Source organism: Bradyrhizobium sp. USDA 4501, assembly GCF_054062115.1.
In genome coordinates this window covers 9,063,007-9,079,367 of sequence record NZ_JBSSEX010000001.1, presented here as the reverse complement: position 1 = coordinate 9,079,367, position 16,361 = coordinate 9,063,007, and the positions used below count along the sequence as shown (strand labels likewise).

General features: G+C 65.3%; 12 protein-coding genes. 7 read left to right on the top strand and 5 right to left on the bottom strand.

From position 1 onward, the window contains the following. Positions 1-31: 31 nt before the first annotated feature. Positions 32-712 carry a leucyl/phenylalanyl-tRNA--protein transferase gene (gene aat / locus ACVWZM_RS42430; protein ID WP_076832236.1) on the bottom strand — a complete coding sequence of 227 codons (681 nt, stop codon included), beginning with the start codon at positions 710-712 and terminating at the stop codon, positions 32-34. A 223-nt stretch (positions 713-935) separates the two neighbouring features. Here aat and ACVWZM_RS42425 point away from each other — a divergent pair, with 223 nt between their 5' ends. From ACVWZM_RS42425 to ACVWZM_RS42395, 7 genes are all read left to right on the top strand, one after another. After that, a complete protein-coding gene (locus tag ACVWZM_RS42425; RefSeq protein ID WP_018271403.1) occupies positions 936-2,381 on the top strand; it encodes a DASS family sodium-coupled anion symporter in 1,446 nt (481 codons plus the stop codon). A 177-nt stretch (positions 2,382-2,558) separates the two neighbouring features. Beyond that, positions 2,559-3,878, top strand: a complete 1,320-nt coding sequence (locus tag ACVWZM_RS42420) for an MdtA/MuxA family multidrug efflux RND transporter periplasmic adaptor subunit (RefSeq protein ID WP_206601537.1) — start codon at positions 2,559-2,561, stop codon at positions 3,876-3,878. Further along, entirely contained in the window at positions 3,875-6,982 is a 3,108-nt protein-coding gene (locus ACVWZM_RS42415) for an MdtB/MuxB family multidrug efflux RND transporter permease subunit (protein ID WP_456856230.1), read from the top strand. The genes ACVWZM_RS42420 and ACVWZM_RS42415 overlap by 4 nt, the downstream gene beginning before the upstream one ends. A gap of 3 nt (positions 6,983-6,985) precedes the next feature. Beyond that, complete coding sequence (locus ACVWZM_RS42410) at positions 6,986-10,270, top strand: efflux RND transporter permease subunit (protein ID WP_141342708.1); 3,285 nt, start codon at positions 6,986-6,988, stop codon at positions 10,268-10,270. After that, positions 10,271-11,743, top strand: a complete 1,473-nt coding sequence (locus ACVWZM_RS42405; protein ID WP_076832244.1) for an efflux transporter outer membrane subunit — start codon at positions 10,271-10,273, stop codon at positions 11,741-11,743. 8 nt (positions 11,744-11,751) lie between these two features. After that, positions 11,752-12,060: a hypothetical protein gene (locus ACVWZM_RS42400; protein WP_076832247.1), complete on the top strand. Its 309-nt coding sequence runs from the start codon at positions 11,752-11,754 to the stop codon at positions 12,058-12,060. Positions 12,061-12,071: 11 nt separating this feature from the next. After that, a complete protein-coding gene (locus ACVWZM_RS42395; RefSeq protein ID WP_229160042.1) occupies positions 12,072-12,398 on the top strand; it encodes a BA14K family protein in 327 nt (108 codons plus the stop codon). Between the two features lie 25 nt (positions 12,399-12,423). On the opposite strand, the gene ACVWZM_RS42390 is transcribed toward ACVWZM_RS42395, so the two are convergent. From ACVWZM_RS42390 to ACVWZM_RS42375, 4 genes are all read right to left on the bottom strand, one after another. After that, positions 12,424-13,116, bottom strand: coding sequence for a hypothetical protein (locus ACVWZM_RS42390; RefSeq protein WP_456856228.1), 693 nt, complete (start codon positions 13,114-13,116; stop codon positions 12,424-12,426). Positions 13,117-13,274: 158 nt separating this feature from the next. Continuing rightward, positions 13,275-14,366, bottom strand: coding sequence for a sensor histidine kinase (locus tag ACVWZM_RS42385; protein WP_076832255.1), 1,092 nt, complete (start codon positions 14,364-14,366; stop codon positions 13,275-13,277). Continuing rightward, complete coding sequence (locus ACVWZM_RS42380) at positions 14,363-14,803, bottom strand: response regulator (protein ID WP_057019991.1); 441 nt, start codon at positions 14,801-14,803, stop codon at positions 14,363-14,365. Before ACVWZM_RS42380 ends, ACVWZM_RS42385 begins: the two co-directional genes overlap by 4 nt. Further along, positions 14,800-16,335: a sensor histidine kinase gene (locus tag ACVWZM_RS42375; RefSeq protein WP_456815246.1), complete on the bottom strand. Its 1,536-nt coding sequence runs from the start codon at positions 16,333-16,335 to the stop codon at positions 14,800-14,802. Before ACVWZM_RS42375 ends, ACVWZM_RS42380 begins: the two co-directional genes overlap by 4 nt. Positions 16,336-16,361: the final 26 nt, after the last annotated feature.

Genomic DNA, 16,361 nt, shown 5'->3' with positions numbered 1-16,361 from the left:
TTGGCTTCATCCGGGCTACGCGATCAACCGTTCAATTGCGCTCGGCGATGATTGCCAGCGCGTCGGCACCTTTGACCGGCTGGGTGGCGTCGAGCTTGCGGAAATCCGCCGGCGCGCCCGTGATCGCCTTGTCGAGCAGCGCGCGATAGCGGCGCCGCGAGATCTCGATCGCGCCGAACGTCCTCAGGTGCTCCGTCACATATTGCGTGTCGAGCAGTTCGAACCCGCCCGCGATCAGCCGCGCCACCAGATGCACCAGCGCGACCTTCGATGCATCGCGCGTGGTGTGAAACATGCTTTCGCCGAAGAACGCGCGGCCGAGGCTGACGCCGTAGAGCCCGCCGACCAGATTGTCGTCCTGCCAGACCTCGACGCTGTGGCAATGGCCCGACGCGTACAGCCCGACATAGAGATCGCGGATGCGCCTATTGATCCAGGTGTCGTCGCGGCCGGGCTGCGGCGCCGCGCAACCGGCGATCACGGCCTTGAACGCGGTATCGACGGTGACCGTGAAGGCATCGGAGCGCACGGTGCGCGCCAGGCGGGAGGCGACACGGAAGCCGTCGAACGGAATCACGCCGCGCAATTCCGGCTCGACCCAGAACAGGGTCGGATCGTCGGCGCTCTCCGCCATCGGGAAGATGCCGCAGGCATAGGCGCGCAGCAGCACCTCGGGCGTGATCTCGGAGGAGGCGGAGTCGCGTGACGTCATACCGCCAAGGATAGCAAAGCGCGGGCGGTCTTGCGATGGGGGCTGCCACCGGGACGCTACGTGTTGACGAAACGCGCTGGTTCCTCCACAAGGCGCGCCGTTCCGCAGCAGTTTCCCGAGACGGACTGCGCGGTCGTGCTAGATTGCAACAAAAAGATGGCGGCGCTGCCGGGACACGGCGGCTTGCGCGCCCGACAATCGACACAGGTGAGGGGGACGCTGCATGAAATGGTCATGGCGGACGTTTGCGCCGTTGCTGGTTTGGCTTGTGATCTATCTGGTCCCGGTGCCTTCGGGGCTGAACGCCAATCAGTGGCACTATTTCGCGGTGTTCGCCGCCGTGATCACCGGGCTGATCCTTGAATCGATGCCGGTCGGCGCGGTCGGTCTGATCGGCCTGACGGTCGCCGGCATCGGCGGCTATGTCGAGCACGACCCGAACAAATCGCTGCGCTGGATGCTCGGCGGCTTTTCCGAGAGCACGGTGTGGCTGATCGTCGGCGCCTTCGTGTTCTCGATCGGCTATCGCAAGAGCGGGCTCGGCCGCCGGCTGGCGCTGCTCTTGGTGCGCGGCCTCGGCCGCCGCACCATCGGGCTCGGCTATGCGGTGGCGTTTTCCGATCTCGTGCTGGCGCCGGCGACGCCGTCCAACACCGCGCGCTCCGGCGGCACCATCTATCCGATCGTCAGCAACATCCCGCGCATCTACGGCTCCGAGCCCGGCCCGACCGCGGGCAAGATCGGCACCTTCGTGATGTGGACCGCGTTCGCGACCACGGCCGTCACCAGCTCGCTGTTCCTGACCGCGCTGGCGCCGAACGCCGCCGCGCTCTCGATCGCCAAGAAGCTCGTCAACATCGAGGTCGGCTGGTCGCAATGGTTCATCGGCTTCGCGCCGCTCGGGATCCTCTTGCTGCTGCTGGTGCCGCTGCTCAGCTATCTGGTCTGCCGGCCCGAGATCAAGGAGAGCCCCGAGATCGTGACCTGGAGCGAGGGCGAGCTCGCCAAGATGGGGCCGCCGTCGCGGCACGAATGGATCATGGCGGTGCTGGTGGTGCTCGCGATGTTCCTGTGGATCTGCGGCTCCAATCCCAACATCAGCGTGCCGCTGCTCGGCTCGAATTTCATCAACGCGACCACGGTCGTGTTCGTCGTGATCTCGCTGATGCTGCTGACCGGCGTGATCGCGTTCGAGGACATCGTCGCGGAGAAGAGTGCGTGGGAGGTATTTTTCTATTTCACCTCGCTGCTCACGCTGTCGTCCGGCCTCAACGAGATCGGCTTCATCAAATGGGTCGCCGAGGGCTATGCCAAGCCGCTTTCCGGCACGTCGCCGCTGGTCGGGATGATCCTGCTCGTCACCTTCTTCTTCTGGATCCACTATTTCTTCTCGAGCATCACCTCGCATACCGCCGCGGTGCTGCCGGTGGTGCTCGCCGTCGGCTCCAGCATTCCCGGCCTGTCGGTGCAGACCTTGATGCTGCTCTGCGTCTATTCGCTGGGCCTGATGGGCGTGATTTCGCCCTATGCCACGGGACCGGCGCCGATGTATTACGGCAGCGGCTATATCGGCAAAGGCGACTTCTGGAAATTCGGGCTGATCTTCGGCCTGATCTACTTTGCCGGATTGTTGCTGATCGTGTTGCCCTGGTTACAAATGATCGGGTAAAATAGCCACAATCCAGCGAGAAACAGCGGCCGACCGGGAAGAGCCGCTATCCTTACAATTCTTAACGCGCTTTGTCCGGCAGAAGCCTTCAAAATGCTTCGTCGGATGTGGCGCGCGCGGAGTTCAGGGGACACATAGAGCCGCGCGAGCTCATTCGTGTTTCTTCGTGGGCAGGTTATGGACCAGCAGATCAAAGACCCGTCGATTGTGGCGCCCGAGCGAACCAGGCGAGGATCGCGTTGGCGGGGGTTTCTGACGGGATGTCTCGTATTGGCGGTGCTTGCCGGCATCGTCTGGTGGACGCGGCAGCAGGCCGCGCCGCCGCAGGCCGGTGGCGGGCGCAACGCCGGGCCGATGTCGATCGTACCGGAGACGATCGGCAAGGGCGATATCGGCGTCAGCCTGAATGCGCTCGGCACCGTGACGTCGCTCGCGACCGTGACGATCAGGAGCCAGATCAGCGGCTATCTGATGAAGATCGATTTCAAGGAGGGCGATGAGGTCAAGAAGGGCGACCTGATCGCCGAGATCGATTCGCGCCCCTACGAGGCGACGCTGGCGCAGGCCAAGGGCCAGCTCGCCCGCGACGAGGCGCAGCTGAAGGGCGCCCAGGTCGATCTCACCCGCTACCAGAACCTCGCCGCGCAGAACGCCGTGCCGCATCAGACGCTCGATACCCAGGTCGCGCTGGTCGCGCAGTACCAGGGCACGGTGGAGGCCGATCGCGCCTCGGTGAAGTCGGCCGAGGTGAATTTGCAATATTGTCACATCGTGTCGCCGATCAACGGGCGCGTCGGACTGCGCCAGGTCGATCTCGGCAACTATGTGACGCCCGGCGATACCAACGGCCTCGTCGTGATCACGCAGCTCGAGCCGATCAGCGTGCTGTTCACGCTGCCGGAGGACAATCTGCAGGCGGTCTCGAAGCGGTTGAGGGAGGGCGCGGTGCTGCCGACGGCGGCCTATGACCGCAGCGGCGCCAACAAGCTCGCCGAGGGATCGTTGCAGACCTTCGACAGCCAGATCGATGCGACCACCGGCACCATCAAGCTGCGGGCGCAGTTCGAGAACGACAAGCGCACGCTGTTTCCGAACCAGTTCGTCAACGTCCGCCTGCTGCTCGATACCCACAAGGATGCGACGACGATGTCGACCGCCGGCATCCAGCGCGGTGTCCCCGGCACCTTCGTCTATCTCGTCAACGCCGACAGCACGGTCTCGGTTCGGCCGGTCAAGCTCGGCGTCACCGACGGCGACCGGGTCGAGGTGCTGTCCGGGCTCGTGGCCGGCGATCGCATCGTGATCGACGGCGCCGACAAGCTGCGCGAGGGTGCGAAGGTGGTGGTGCGCTCCGCCGCCGATGCCGCGAACCCTGCCGCTGCGGCCAAGGGGGCGGCGAACGGGGCCGCGAAGGGAGACGGCAAGGGAGATAGTAAGGACGGCGCTGATCCCGGAGGCGGCCACCACAAGCGGTCCGAGGACGGGCAGAAGAAATGAACCCGTCGCGGCCATTCATCCTGCGGCCGGTAGCGACGACCCTGATGATGATCGCCATCATGCTGTCGGGCATGCTGGCATTCAGATTTCTCCCGGTCGCGGCACTGCCGGAGGTCGACTACCCGACCATCCAGGTGCAGACCTTCTATCCGGGCGCGAGCCCCGACGTGATGACCTCGTCGGTGACGGCGCCGCTCGAGGTGCAGTTCGGCCAGATGCCGAATCTGACCCAGATGAGCTCGGTGAGCTCGGCGGGCTCGTCCGTGATCACGCTGCAATTCGGCCTGTCGATCTCGCTCGACGTCGCCGAGCAGGAGGTGCAGGCCGCGATCAATGCCGCGGGCAATCTGTTGCCGTCGGACCTGCCGGCGCCGCCGATCTACGCCAAGGTCAATCCGGCCGATGCGCCGATCCTGACCCTCGGCCTGACCTCGAAGACCATGCCGCTGGCCCAGGTACAGGATTTCGTCGACACGCGGCTGGCGCAGAAGATCTCGCAGCTGCCGGGCGTCGGCCTCGTCAGCATCAGCGGCGGCCAGCGGCCCGCGGTGCGCATCCAGGCTGATATCCGCAAGCTCGCGGCCTATGGCCTCAACATCGACGATCTCCGCACCACGCTCGGCAACGCCAACGTCAACACGCCGAAGGGCAACTTCGACGGCGCGATGCGCGCCTACACCATCAATGCCAACGACCAGATCCGCAATGCCAGCGACTACCGCTCGCTGATCATCGCCTACAAGAACGGCTCGCCGGTCCGCCTCAGCGACGTCGGCAACGTCGTCGACGGTGCGCAGAACGACAAGCTCGGCGCCTGGATGAACGAGACGCCGGCGATCATCCTCAACATCCAGCGCCAGCCCGGCGCCAACGTTATCTCGGTGGTGCAGGGCATCAAGGACCTGCTGCCGCAGCTGCAGGCCACGCTGCCGGCCGCGATCGACCTCAATATCCTGATCGACCGCACCGTCACGATCCGGGCCTCGGTGCGCGACGTCGAATACGAGCTGTCGCTCGCCGTGATTCTGGTCGTGCTTGTGATCTTCGTGTTCCTGCGCTCGACCCGCGCCACGCTGATCCCGAGCCTGTCGGTGCCGCTCTCGCTGGTCGGCACGCTGGGCGCGATGTATCTGTTCGGCTTCAGCCTGAACAATCTGTCGCTGATGGCGCTGACGATCGCGACCGGCTTCGTGGTCGACGACGCCATCGTCGTGATCGAGAACATCTCGCGCTACATCGAGGAGGGCGAGTCGCCGCTCGAGGCGTCGCTGCGAGGGTCGGAGCAGATCGGCTTCACCATCATCTCGCTGACGGTATCGCTGATCGCGGTCCTGATCCCGCTGCTGTTCATGGGCGACGTCGTCGGCCGCCTGTTCCGCGAATTCGCCATCACGCTGTCGGTCACGATCCTGATCTCGGCCGTGGTGTCGCTGACCCTGGTGCCGATGGCCTGCGCCAAGCTACTGAAGCCGGAGGCCATGGCGCGGGAAAACACCTTCCAGCGGCTCAGCCGCGAAGGCTTCGATGCCGTCATTGCGATCTACGCCCGGATGCTCAATTTGGTGCTGGATCGCCAGACCTTCGTGCTGCTGATCGCGCTCGCCACCTTTGGTCTGACGGCGCTGCTCTACGTCGTTATCCCCAAGGGCTTCTTTCCGGTGCAGGACACCGGCGTGATCCAGGCGATCTCCGAGGCGCCGCAATCGGTGTCCTATGCGGCGATGGCCGAGCGGCAGCAGCGGCTCGCCAGCGCGATCCTGAAGGATCCGGACGTGCAGAGCCTGTCGTCGTTCATCGGCGTCGACGGCACCAACACCACGCTGAACAGCGGCCGCATCCTGATCAATCTGAAGCCGCATGAGCAGCGCAAGGCCAATGTCTCGACGATCATGGACCGGATCAAGGCGAGCACGGCGGCGCTGACCGGCATCACGCTCTACATGCAGCCGGTCCAGGACCTCACCATCGAAGGCACGGTGAGCCGGACGCAGTACCAGTTCATCCTGCAGGATGCCGATCCGAACGAGCTTGCGGAATGGACGCCGAAGCTGGTCGACAAGCTCCGGGAATTGCCCCAGCTCAGCGATGTCACGAGCGATATTTCGGCGCAGGGGCTTTCGGTGTTCGTCGACATCGACCGCGACCAGGCGGCGCGATTCGGCATCACGCCGGCGACGATCGACAACGCACTGTACGATTCCTACGGCCAGCGCATCGTCTCGACCGTCTTCACCAATTCGAACCAGTACCGCGTGATCCTCGAGGCCGATCCGTCGCTGCAGACTTCGCTGGACTCTCTGTCGTCGATCTACCTGCCGTCATCGGTGGGCTCGACGCCGGTGCCGCTGTCGGTGATGGCCAAGATGCGGGTGGAGACCGCGCCGCTGCAGATCTCGCATCTCGGCCAGTTCCCGTCGGCGACCGTCTCGTTCAACCTGGCGCCCGGCGCCTCGCTCGGCGGGGCGGTGACGGCGATCAAGCAGGCGCAGGCCGACATCAACCAGCCGCTCGGCATGATCACGAGCTTCCAGGGCGCGGCGCTGGCGTTCCAGTCCTCGCTGTCCAACCAGCTGTTCCTGATCCTCGCCGCGATCATCACGGTCTATATCGTGCTCGGCGTGCTCTATGAGAGCTTCATCCATCCTTTAACCATCCTCTCGACGCTGCCCTCGGCCGGGATCGGCGCGCTGCTGGCGCTGATGATGGCCGGACAGGATCTCACGATCATCGCGATCATCGGCATCATCCTCCTGATCGGCATCGTGAAGAAGAACGCGATCATGATGATCGACTTCGCGCTCGATGCCGAGCGCAACGAGGGCAAGCCGCCGCGGGAGGCGATCTATCAGGCCTGCCTGCTGCGGTTCCGGCCGATCATCATGACGACGATGGCAGCTGTGCTCGGCGCGCTTCCGCTGATGCTCGGCAGCGGCGCGGGATCCGAGCTGCGGAATCCGCTCGGCATTTCGATCGTCGGCGGCCTCCTGGTGAGCCAGCTGCTGACCCTGTTCACGACACCGGTGATCTACCTCTGGTTCGATCGCCTCGCGCTGCGGTTTGCCGGGCGGGCGGACGAGATCGGCGAGGCGAGCGGGTCGCGTTGAGCCATGGATCCGTCAACGCCCTTCATCCGTAGGCCGGTGGCAACGACGCTGTTGACGTTCGGGCTTGCGGCGGCCGGCATTGTCGCGTTCTTCAAGCTGCCGGTGTCGCCGCTGCCGCAGGTGGATTTCCCGACCATCTCGGTGCAGGCGACGCTGCCCGGCGCCAGCCCGCAGGATGTCGCGACCACGGTCGCAAGTCCGCTCGAGCGACATCTCGGCCAGATCGCCGACGTCACCGAGATGACGTCGTCGAGCTCGGTGGGCGCGACCCGCATCACGCTGCAGTTCGGGCTGAACCGCGACATCAACGGCGCGGCGCGCGACGTGCAGGCCGCGATCAATGCGGCGCGGGCCGACCTGCCGACCAGCCTGCGCAGCAATCCGACCTACCGCAAGGTCAACCCGGCCGACGCGCCGATCCTGATCCTGACGCTGACGTCGGATACGCTGACGCGCGGCGATCTCTACGACGCCGCCTCCACGGTGCTGGCGCAGAAGCTGTCGCAGGTCGAGGGCATCGGCGAGGTCGTGGTCGGCGGCAGCTCGCTGCCGGCCGTGCGCGTCGATCTGATCCCGCAGGCGCTCTACAAATACGGCATCGGTCTGGAAGACGTCCGCGCGGCGCTGTCGAGCGCCAACGCCCACAGCCCGAAGGGCGGCATCGACGTCGGCGACCAGCGCTACCAGGTCTACGCCAACGACCAGGCCAACAAGGCCGGCGACTACAAGTCGCTGATCGTGGCCTACCGCAATGGCGCGCCGGTTCATCTCTCCGACGTCGGCGAGGTGGCCGACGGCGTCGAGAATTTGCGCAATGCCGGTCTCGCGAACGGCAAGCCGGCGGTGCTGATCATCCTCTACCGGCAGCCGAACGCCAACATCATCAGTACCGTCGACCTCGTGAAGGGGGTGATGCCGCAGCTGCAGGCGTCAGTCTCGCCGGCGATCGATATAGGCTTTGCGGTCGACCGTTCGACCACCATCCGCACCTCGCTCCGGGACGTCGAACGAACCCTGGTTCTGGCGGTGCTGCTGGTCATCATCGTGGTGTTCGCCTTCCTGCGCAATGCGCGGGCCACCTTCATTCCGGTGGTGGCGGTCTCGGTGTCGCTGGTTGCGACCTTCGGGGCGATGTACCTGTTCGGCTACAGCCTCGACAACCTCTCCCTGATGGCGCTGACGGTCGCGACCGGCTTCGTGGTCGACGACGCCATCGTGGTGCTGGAGAACGTCACCCGCTACATCGAGCAGGGGCTGAGCCCGCTCGAGGCGGCGCTGAAGGGCGCCAACGAGGTCGGCTTCACCGTGCTGTCGATGAGCATCTCGCTGATCGCGGTGTTCATCCCGATCCTGCTGATGGCCGGCATCGTCGGGCGGCTGTTCCGCGAGTTCGCGATGGTGATCTCGATCTCGATCCTGATCTCGCTCGCGGTCTCGCTGGCGACCACGCCGATGATGTGCGCCGTGCTGCTCAAGCCCGACGCCGGCAGCCATGGCCGGCTCTATTGGGCGAGCGAGCGCTTCTTCGAGGCGATGCTAAATTTCTACCGCAGAACGCTGACCGCGGCGTTGGCGCATCCGCTGTCGGTGATGCTGATCCTGGCGGCGGTGTTCGGCCTCAACTTCTATCTCTACGACGTGATCCCGAAGGGCTTCTTCCCGCAGCAGGACACCGGCCGGCTGGTCGGCTCGATCCAGGCTGACCAGAGCGTGTCGTTCCAGCTGATGCAGCAGAAGCTCGCGCGGTTCGTCGGCATCATCAAGCGCGATCCGGCGGTTGAGACGGCGGTCGGCTTCACCGGCGGCGGGCAGACCAATTCCGGCTTCGTGTTCGTCTCGCTTCGTCCGCTTGATGAGCGCAAGATCGGCGCCGACGGCGTGATCGCGCGGCTGCGCCGCGAGATGTCGGTGGTGCCGGGCGCGAGCCTGTTCCTGCAGGCGGTGCAGGACATCCGGGTCGGGGGCAGGGCCTCGAACGCGCAGTATCAGTACACGCTGCAGGGATCGACGCTGGAGGAGCTCAATGAATGGACGCCGAAGATCGCGGCGGCCCTGCAGCGCGATCCTGATCTCGCCGACGTCAACAGCGACCAGCAGAACAAGGGCCTGGAATCCGATCTCGTGATCGACCGCGACGCCGCGGCCCGGCTCGGCATCACGGTGAGCCAGATCGACAACACCCTCTACGACGCCTTCGGCCAGCGGCAGGTGTCGACGATCTATGTCGCGCGCAACCAGTATCACGTCATCATGGAGGTCGCGCCGCGCTACTGGCAGAACCCGGAGACGCTGAAGGACGTCTATATCAGCACGTCCGGCGGATCGGTCGGCGGCTCGCAATCGACCAACGCGGTGGCAGGCACGGTCGTCGCCCCAGGCAACTCCAGCGCGGCCAGTGCAGCCAACGCCCAGGCCGCGCGCAACCAGGCCACCAACTCGATCGGTTCGACCGGGAAGGGCGTTGCCTCGACCGGATCGGCCGTCTCCACCAGCAGCGAGACCATGATCCCGCTGTCGGAAGTTGCAGCATTCAAGCAGGGCGCGACGCCGCTTGCGGTCAATCACCAGGGTCTGTTGGTCGCCAACACCATCTCGTTCAACCTGCCGCCGAACGTGTCGCTGAGCACGGCGGTCGGCAGCATCGAGGCGACCATGAACCGGATTGGGGTCCCGGCCACGATCCGCGGCACCTTCCAGGGTACCGCCAAGGCGTTCCAGGACTCGCTGAGCAACCAGCCGTTCCTGATCCTGGCCGCGCTGGTGGCGATCTACATCGTGCTGGGCGTGCTCTACGAGAGCTACATCCATCCGCTGACCATCTTGTCCACATTGCCCTCGGCGGGTGTGGGCGCCTTGCTGGCGCTGATGGCATTCAAGACCGAGTTCAGTATCATGGCGCTGATCGGCGTCATCCTGCTGATCGGCATTGTGAAGAAGAACGCCATCATGATGATCGACTTTGCGCTGGAAGCGGAACGCAGGCGCGGGCTGGAGCCGCTCGAGGCGATCCGGGAGGCCTGCCTGCTGCGCTTCCGCCCCATCATGATGACGACGATGGCCGCGCTGCTCGGGGCGGTGCCGCTGGCGATCGGCATGGGCGACGGCGGCGAGCTGCGGCAGCCGCTCGGCATCGCCATCGTCGGTGGCCTGATCCTGAGCCAGGTCCTCACGCTCTACACGACGCCGGTTATCTACCTCTATCTCGACCGGTTCCGCCTGTGGGCCCAGCGCGCGCGCCGTGGCGGCGCGATGCGGACGCCGGGCTCCTCACTTCAACCGGGCGAGTAAATGCCGACAGGTACAGCGTTGCGAAATCTTCAGTTGATGCGCAAGCCGATCCGGTTTCTGCGCGTGGCGGCGTTCGGCGGCCTCAGCCTCGGTCTGTCCGGCTGTATTCCCGGGGCGGAGAAGCCGGAGCTCAGCCTCGAAGTGCCGGCGAGCTACAAGACTGCGGCCAAAGGCGATGCCGACGCGGCTGTTCCGGCGCTTGCCTGGTGGCGCGGCTTCCGCTCGCCCGAGCTGACCGGGCTGATGGAGTCCGCGCAGCTCTACAATCTCGACATCGCGGTGGCGATCGCCCAGATCGTGCAGGCCGACGCCCAGGTCGGCGTGTCCGGCGCCGCGCTGCTGCCGTCCATCTCCGGATCGGCGAATGCCGAGCGTCAGCGCGTGGCAACGGGATCCAGTTCGTCGTTCGGCACCAGCGGCACCTTCTCGCAGTACAGCCTGGGGCTGAGCGCAAGCTACATCGTCGATTTCTGGGGCAAGAACCGCGCGACGCTGTCGGCCTCCGAGGAGAGCGCGACCGTCGCGCGCTACAATCGCGAGGTGGTCGCGCTGACCACGATGGCGACGGTCGCCAACACCTATTTCCAGCTGCTGGCGGCGCAGGACCAGATCAAGGTCACCCGCCGCAACCTCGCGGCGGCCGAGCGCATCCTTGCGCTGATCAAGTCGCAATTTGCGGGCGGCACCGCTTCGCAGCTGGATCTGTCGCAGCAGGAGGCGCTGGTCGCCACGCAGCGCGCGGCGATCCCGCCGCTCGAGGTAACGGTCGGGCAGAACACCGCGGCGCTCGCCGTGCTGGTGGCGCGCGCGCCGGCCGATTTCAAGGTGCGCGGCGGGTCCACCACGCAGATCGCGGTGCCGCGCGTCACGCCGGGACTGCCGTCGGAATTGCTCTACCAGCGGCCTGACGTCCGCGAGGCCGAGGCGCAGCTGGCGTCGTCCAATTTCAGCGTCGACGCGGCGCGCGCGGCATTCTTTCCGCAGATCCAGCTGACCGGCACTACCGGCTTCCAGAGCGCGGCGCTCGCCGCGCTGTTCGCGCCCGGCGCCTGGTACTACACGCTCGCCGCCGGGCTGACCCAGCCGCTGTTCGACGGCTTCCTGCTGGAGAGCCAGCTCAAGCTCGCCAAGGGGCAGCAGCTGCAAAACCTGCAGGCCTATCGCAAGGCGGTGCTGTCGGCCTTCGCCGATGTCGAGAAGGCGCTGATCGCGTTGCAGAAGTACACATTGCAGGAGCGCCTGCAGTCCGACGTCGTCGCCGCCTCGCGCAAGGCGTTCGAGGTCGCCGAGACGCAGCTGCGCGGCGGCACGGTCAACCTGATCACGGTGCTGCAGGCGCAGCAGACGCTGTTCACGGCAGAAAACAATCTGGTTACGGTCCGGCTCAACAAGCTGCTGGCGGCGAGCAGCCTGTTCCAGGCGCTCGGCGGCGGCTGGACGCCCGCCGGTACGCTGGCGGCGGCAGTGCCATGAGGTCAGCCATGCAGCGTTTCGCGACACTCCTCGTTGCCCTCGTCATCGCGCTCGGCGCATCGACCGGCGCGTCCCGCCCGCAGCAGCGGCCACCGAACAGCGTTCCGCTCGCCTTCGGCATGAGCGCCGACCAGGCCAGCCGGTCGCTCGGCGTTCCCCTGAATTACGTGCGCGGCACGCCGGGCAATGAATTGTTCGTCGCGCTGCCCAATGTCAGGGGCAGCGTGCTGTCGAGGCGCAGCGACGGGCTCTATCTGCAATTCGGCAAGGGACGCCTGATCGCCTGGAAGGGCGACTGGGGCACCCTTCCGCAATGAGGGTTCTGGCCATGATCGCCATGAGAGGATTGATCGCCTGCGCCGCCATCGCGCTGAGCGTAGCCGCGGCGTCGGCCCAGCAGCGGCCGCTGCGCTATGGCAGCACCGGCGGCGCGTATTTCGACGGCAGGGACGACGACCGCGATTTTCGCAGCAACGGCTATTTCCCCGGCAATTTCGCGGCCGATCCCTTCAGCGCGGGGTTCGGCGCGGCCGGCCTGTTCGGCTCGACGCCATATCACTCCGCGCGGCCGTATCCGTCGCAGGTGGTGTTTGGCGCACCGTGTCAGGATTGCCGTCCGCAGCGCACACGCCGGCACCACGGCAGGCACGAGTAAGGCGCTTCGCAGAGGCTTGATGCCTCTAGGCCTTGCGCAAGAGCTCGTCGATGATGCGCGGCTTCATCCAGCCGGCCTTGTCGATGATTTCGTTGCGCAGGGTGTCCTTTTCCATCTCGTATTGTTCGTGCGGGATATCCCGGCCGCCGGTCGCGGTGATCCCGAATGTCTCGAGCAGAGCGTTGTGCCGCGCCTTCCACGCGATCACATGCTCGGTCATGACTTGCGTCACGGATGGAAGGAAGCCGGGATGGCCTGCCAGGCCGCATGACGCCGTGGTCTGCGGGTCTTCTGCCAGCATGATCACGTTCCACTCGTCGTAGCCGATCAGCCCCATCTGCGCGTAGAGAAACGCGCCATGCGGTCCATCCCAGATCTTCTGGTCGATGACCAAGAACGGCACCGCGTGGCAGTGGCCGTGCCGCGCCGTCATGTCGCGGTTGAAGGTCTCGGTGCGGTCTTGCAATCGCTTGTTGGCCGCCGCGAACACGGCAAGGCGATTGTCTGCCGTCGGCACGATGCTGGCTTCGTCAGCAGGCGCGAAGCCTGCATCGCGCAGCATCGACCCGATCAGCGGGTGATCCCACTGCTGCTTGTGAAAAGCCTGCGTCGCGCCCTCGGCGCCCGGCGCCGGACGCACGGTCTCCTTGAGCTCGCCCGAGTTTGTCTCTTGGGTCGTCTCTTGCTTCTTTCCAAAAATTGGCCTGCGCCCGAACATCGCGTGCCGCTCCTGCCAAGCAGTCGGCACAAGCATCGCAAGGGACGCCCAGAACTTCCTTAATCGGTCAGGCTTGGCGCGCCGCGATTCATCAACAGCATGACGCAGTCGTTAAAGCGAACCGGACAAATCAATCGAATTTGCTGAAATTGGCGGCATTAGCTGGCGGCGGCGCTTGTCGATTTGTCGAGCGCCGGGCTGACGCGGGCGAACCGCACCACGAAGCGGGTGCCCTTGTGGCCGGGGTCGCGCTCGACGCTGGCATCGAGCTTGGCTGCCATCGCGCTGACGATCCGCTGGCCCATGCCGGTGCCGCGCGGATCGGCCTTATCGGAAAAGCCGACCCCGTCGTCGCTGATCGCGAGCTGCAGATCGTCGCCTTGCGGCTTCAGCTCGACATGGATCGGGCCGGCGCCGTCGGGATAGGCGTATTTCACGGCGTTCATGACCAGCTCGTTGACGATGATGCCAATCGCTACCGCGCGGTCGGGATCGATCTCGATCGGGTCGGCCTTCAAGGTCAGCCGCGACATCTTGTTGCCTTCGGCCGATCGCCGGAGATCCTCGAGCAGCGCCTCGAGATACTGGTTGAGCATCACCGTCTTGAAGTCGTGCGAGGTGTAGAGGCGGCGGTGCACCTGTGCGACGGCCGCGACGCGCCCCATCGCGTTGGTGAGCGCGGCCTTCACATCCTGCTGGCTTGCGGAGTTGGCCTGCAGATGCAGCAACGAGGCGATGATCTGCAGCGAATTGCCGACGCGATGGTTGACCTCGCGGAGCAGAACCTCACGCTCCGCGGCGAGCGCGGCATAGCGGTCGCGCGAGGCGTGCACCTCGGCCTCGGCTTCGTCGCGCGCCTTCTGGAGCGCGGCCTGCCGGATCGCGCCGTTCACCGCGACCTGGAGCAGGGGAATGAATTCGCCCCTGACGTCCTTGACCAGATAGTCCGCCGCGCCGGCCTTCAGTGCGGTGACGGCGATCGCCGAATCCTGCGACGCGGTGACGAACACCACCGGCGGAGCGTCCGGTATCTTGAGGATCTGCTCCAGCGTCTCCAGCCCGTCGAGGCCAGGCATATACTGATCGAGCGCGACGACGTCGATGCCGCCCTGGGCGAGCCGATCGAGGCCTTCCTGGCCGCTTGCGGCGTGCACGACCTTGTAGCCTGCGCGCGTCAGCCCGCGTTCGACGAGGCGCGCCAGCGCCGCGTCGTCGTCGATGTAGAGCAGTGTCGGCGTTGCGCTGGTCATACGGCAGCCGGCGGCACCTGAATCACGGAAAAGAACAGGCCAAGCTGACGAATGGCGTTGGCGAAGCTTTCGTAGTTCACCGGCTTGGTGATGTAGACGTTGCAACCCAGCTCGTAGCAACGCTTGATCTCCTGGGAGTCGTCGGTCGTGGTCAGCACGACCACCGGCGTCGACTTGAGATATTTGTTCTCCTTGACCCGCCTCAGAATATCGATGCCGGTCATGTCGGGCAGATTGAGATCGAGCAGGATCAGCAGGGCCTGGCCCTTGCGCTCGACGGCGCTGCCATCCTTGCCGAACAGGTAGTTGACCGCCTCTGTACCGTTGGTGAACGGGATGATCTCATTGTTGACACCCGAGCGCCGGATATTCCGCTCAATCAGGCGGGCATGGCCCTCGTCGTCTTCGATCATGATGATGGTGACTGGATCACTCATGTCACTTTGTCCCGGTTCTTGCCTGACCAATTGATAGGCAGCGTGATCGTGAAGGTGCTGCCGTTGTGAAGTTCCGATGCTACCGACATGGTGCCGCCCAGTCTGCGCACAAGTGCGCGGACATGGGCAAGCCCGATGCCCTGACCGGGCTTGTCCTGGGTTCCGGCCCGACGGAACAAATCGAAGATGCGCTGGTGGTCCTTCGGATCGATGCCGCGGCCGTTGTCGGTGACCTCGAAGATCGCGAAGCCGAGCTTGGTGCGGCCCTCGATCGAAATCTCGCCGGGAACGCCGTTCCTGAGGTACTTGAGGGCGTTGTCGATCAGATTGGAGAAGATCTGCTCCAGCGCGAGGCGGTCGCTGACGATATTGGGCAGCGCGCCGACCTCGACGGTCGCGTTGGCCTCGACGGCCTGGTGAGCCATCGTCTTGACGATGCCGTCGATCAGCTCATACAGATCGATGCGTTCGGGCTTGAACTCGCGGCGGCCCTCGCGGGTGAGATTGAGGATCGCACTGATCAGGCGATCCATCTTGGCGATCGACGATTTGATGAAGCCGAGCGATTCATTGAAGTCGTCGGATAGCTGCTTGTCGGAGCCTTCGAGCTCTGGCTCGGCCACATCGGTCGCGTCTTCCGGCATCGCCGGCGCCAGCGAGGCGGCGCGATTGAGCGTGGCGATCCGCTTGAAGATGTCGCCGCGCAGTTCCTCGAGCTCGCTGGTGAAGCCCATGATGTTGACCAGCGGCGAGCGCAGATCGTGGCTGACGATATAGGCGAAGCGCTGGATTTCCTCGTTGGCCTCGCGCAGGTCGGAGGTGCGCTCGTCAACGATGGTTTCGAGATTGACGTTGCTGTCGCGCAACCTGGCCTCGGCCTCGTCGCGCGCCCGCGACGATCGCCGCAGCAGCACCACCGAGAGAGCGGCGAGCGCCAGCACCATGCAGGAGCCGGCGATCGTGACGGAGGAGGCCAGCACTTGGGTCTTGTCCGCCGTCGCGGTGCGCAGCACCAGCAGACGATCCTCCTCGGTGCGGATGTCGCGGGCGATCCGGACGATCGCCTCGACCGCATCGGTCGATGTGGTCTTGCGCAGGACGTCGATGCTGGTCGCCGTGTCGTTGTTCTTGACGCGCTCGATGCTGAGCGCGAACTCGGCCAGCCGTTGCTCGACGGCGGCCTTGAGCTTCGCGGCATTGGCGACCTGCGCCGGATTATCCACGGTCATCATCTGGAGATGGTTGAGCGCGGCCGGGACTCCTGCTGCCGCGGACTGGTACTCGGACAGGTATTGTGGTGCTGATGTCAGCAGATACGCCCTGGTCGCGCTTTCGGCGCGCCTGATGTCGAGCAGCAGGTTGGCAATCTGGCTGTCGGTCTCGACGGTGTGAATCACCCAGGCGTTGTCCTCGCGCGCCTTGTTGACCAGCAGGACGGACGCCACGCTGACCGCGACCAGCACGAAAAATCCCGCCGACAGCAGGAGGATCTGTAACGTCGACCGGCGTCGTGAAACGACCGTCACGACGATCTCGCTATGGGAGTGGGATTCAACGC

Coding starts and splice junctions, on each gene's coding strand:
- ACVWZM_RS42400 (WP_076832247.1), top strand. CDS start 11,752: ATGCAGCGTTTCGCGACACTCCTCGTTGCCCTCGTCATCGCGCTCGGC.
- ACVWZM_RS42395 (WP_229160042.1), top strand. CDS start 12,072: ATGATCGCCATGAGAGGATTGATCGCCTGCGCCGCCATCGCGCTGAGC.
- aat (WP_076832236.1), bottom strand. CDS start 712: ATGACGTCACGCGACTCCGCCTCCTCCGAGATCACGCCCGAGGTGCTG.
- ACVWZM_RS42405 (WP_076832244.1), top strand. CDS start 10,271: ATGCCGACAGGTACAGCGTTGCGAAATCTTCAGTTGATGCGCAAGCCG.
- ACVWZM_RS42380 (WP_057019991.1), bottom strand. CDS start 14,803: ATGAGTGATCCAGTCACCATCATCATGATCGAAGACGACGAGGGCCAT.
- ACVWZM_RS42385 (WP_076832255.1), bottom strand. CDS start 14,366: ATGACCAGCGCAACGCCGACACTGCTCTACATCGACGACGACGCGGCG.
- ACVWZM_RS42425 (WP_018271403.1), top strand. CDS start 936: ATGAAATGGTCATGGCGGACGTTTGCGCCGTTGCTGGTTTGGCTTGTG.
- ACVWZM_RS42390 (WP_456856228.1), bottom strand. CDS start 13,116: ATGTTCGGGCGCAGGCCAATTTTTGGAAAGAAGCAAGAGACGACCCAA.
- ACVWZM_RS42420 (WP_206601537.1), top strand. CDS start 2,559: ATGGACCAGCAGATCAAAGACCCGTCGATTGTGGCGCCCGAGCGAACC.
- ACVWZM_RS42415 (WP_456856230.1), top strand. CDS start 3,875: ATGAACCCGTCGCGGCCATTCATCCTGCGGCCGGTAGCGACGACCCTG.
- ACVWZM_RS42410 (WP_141342708.1), top strand. CDS start 6,986: ATGGATCCGTCAACGCCCTTCATCCGTAGGCCGGTGGCAACGACGCTG.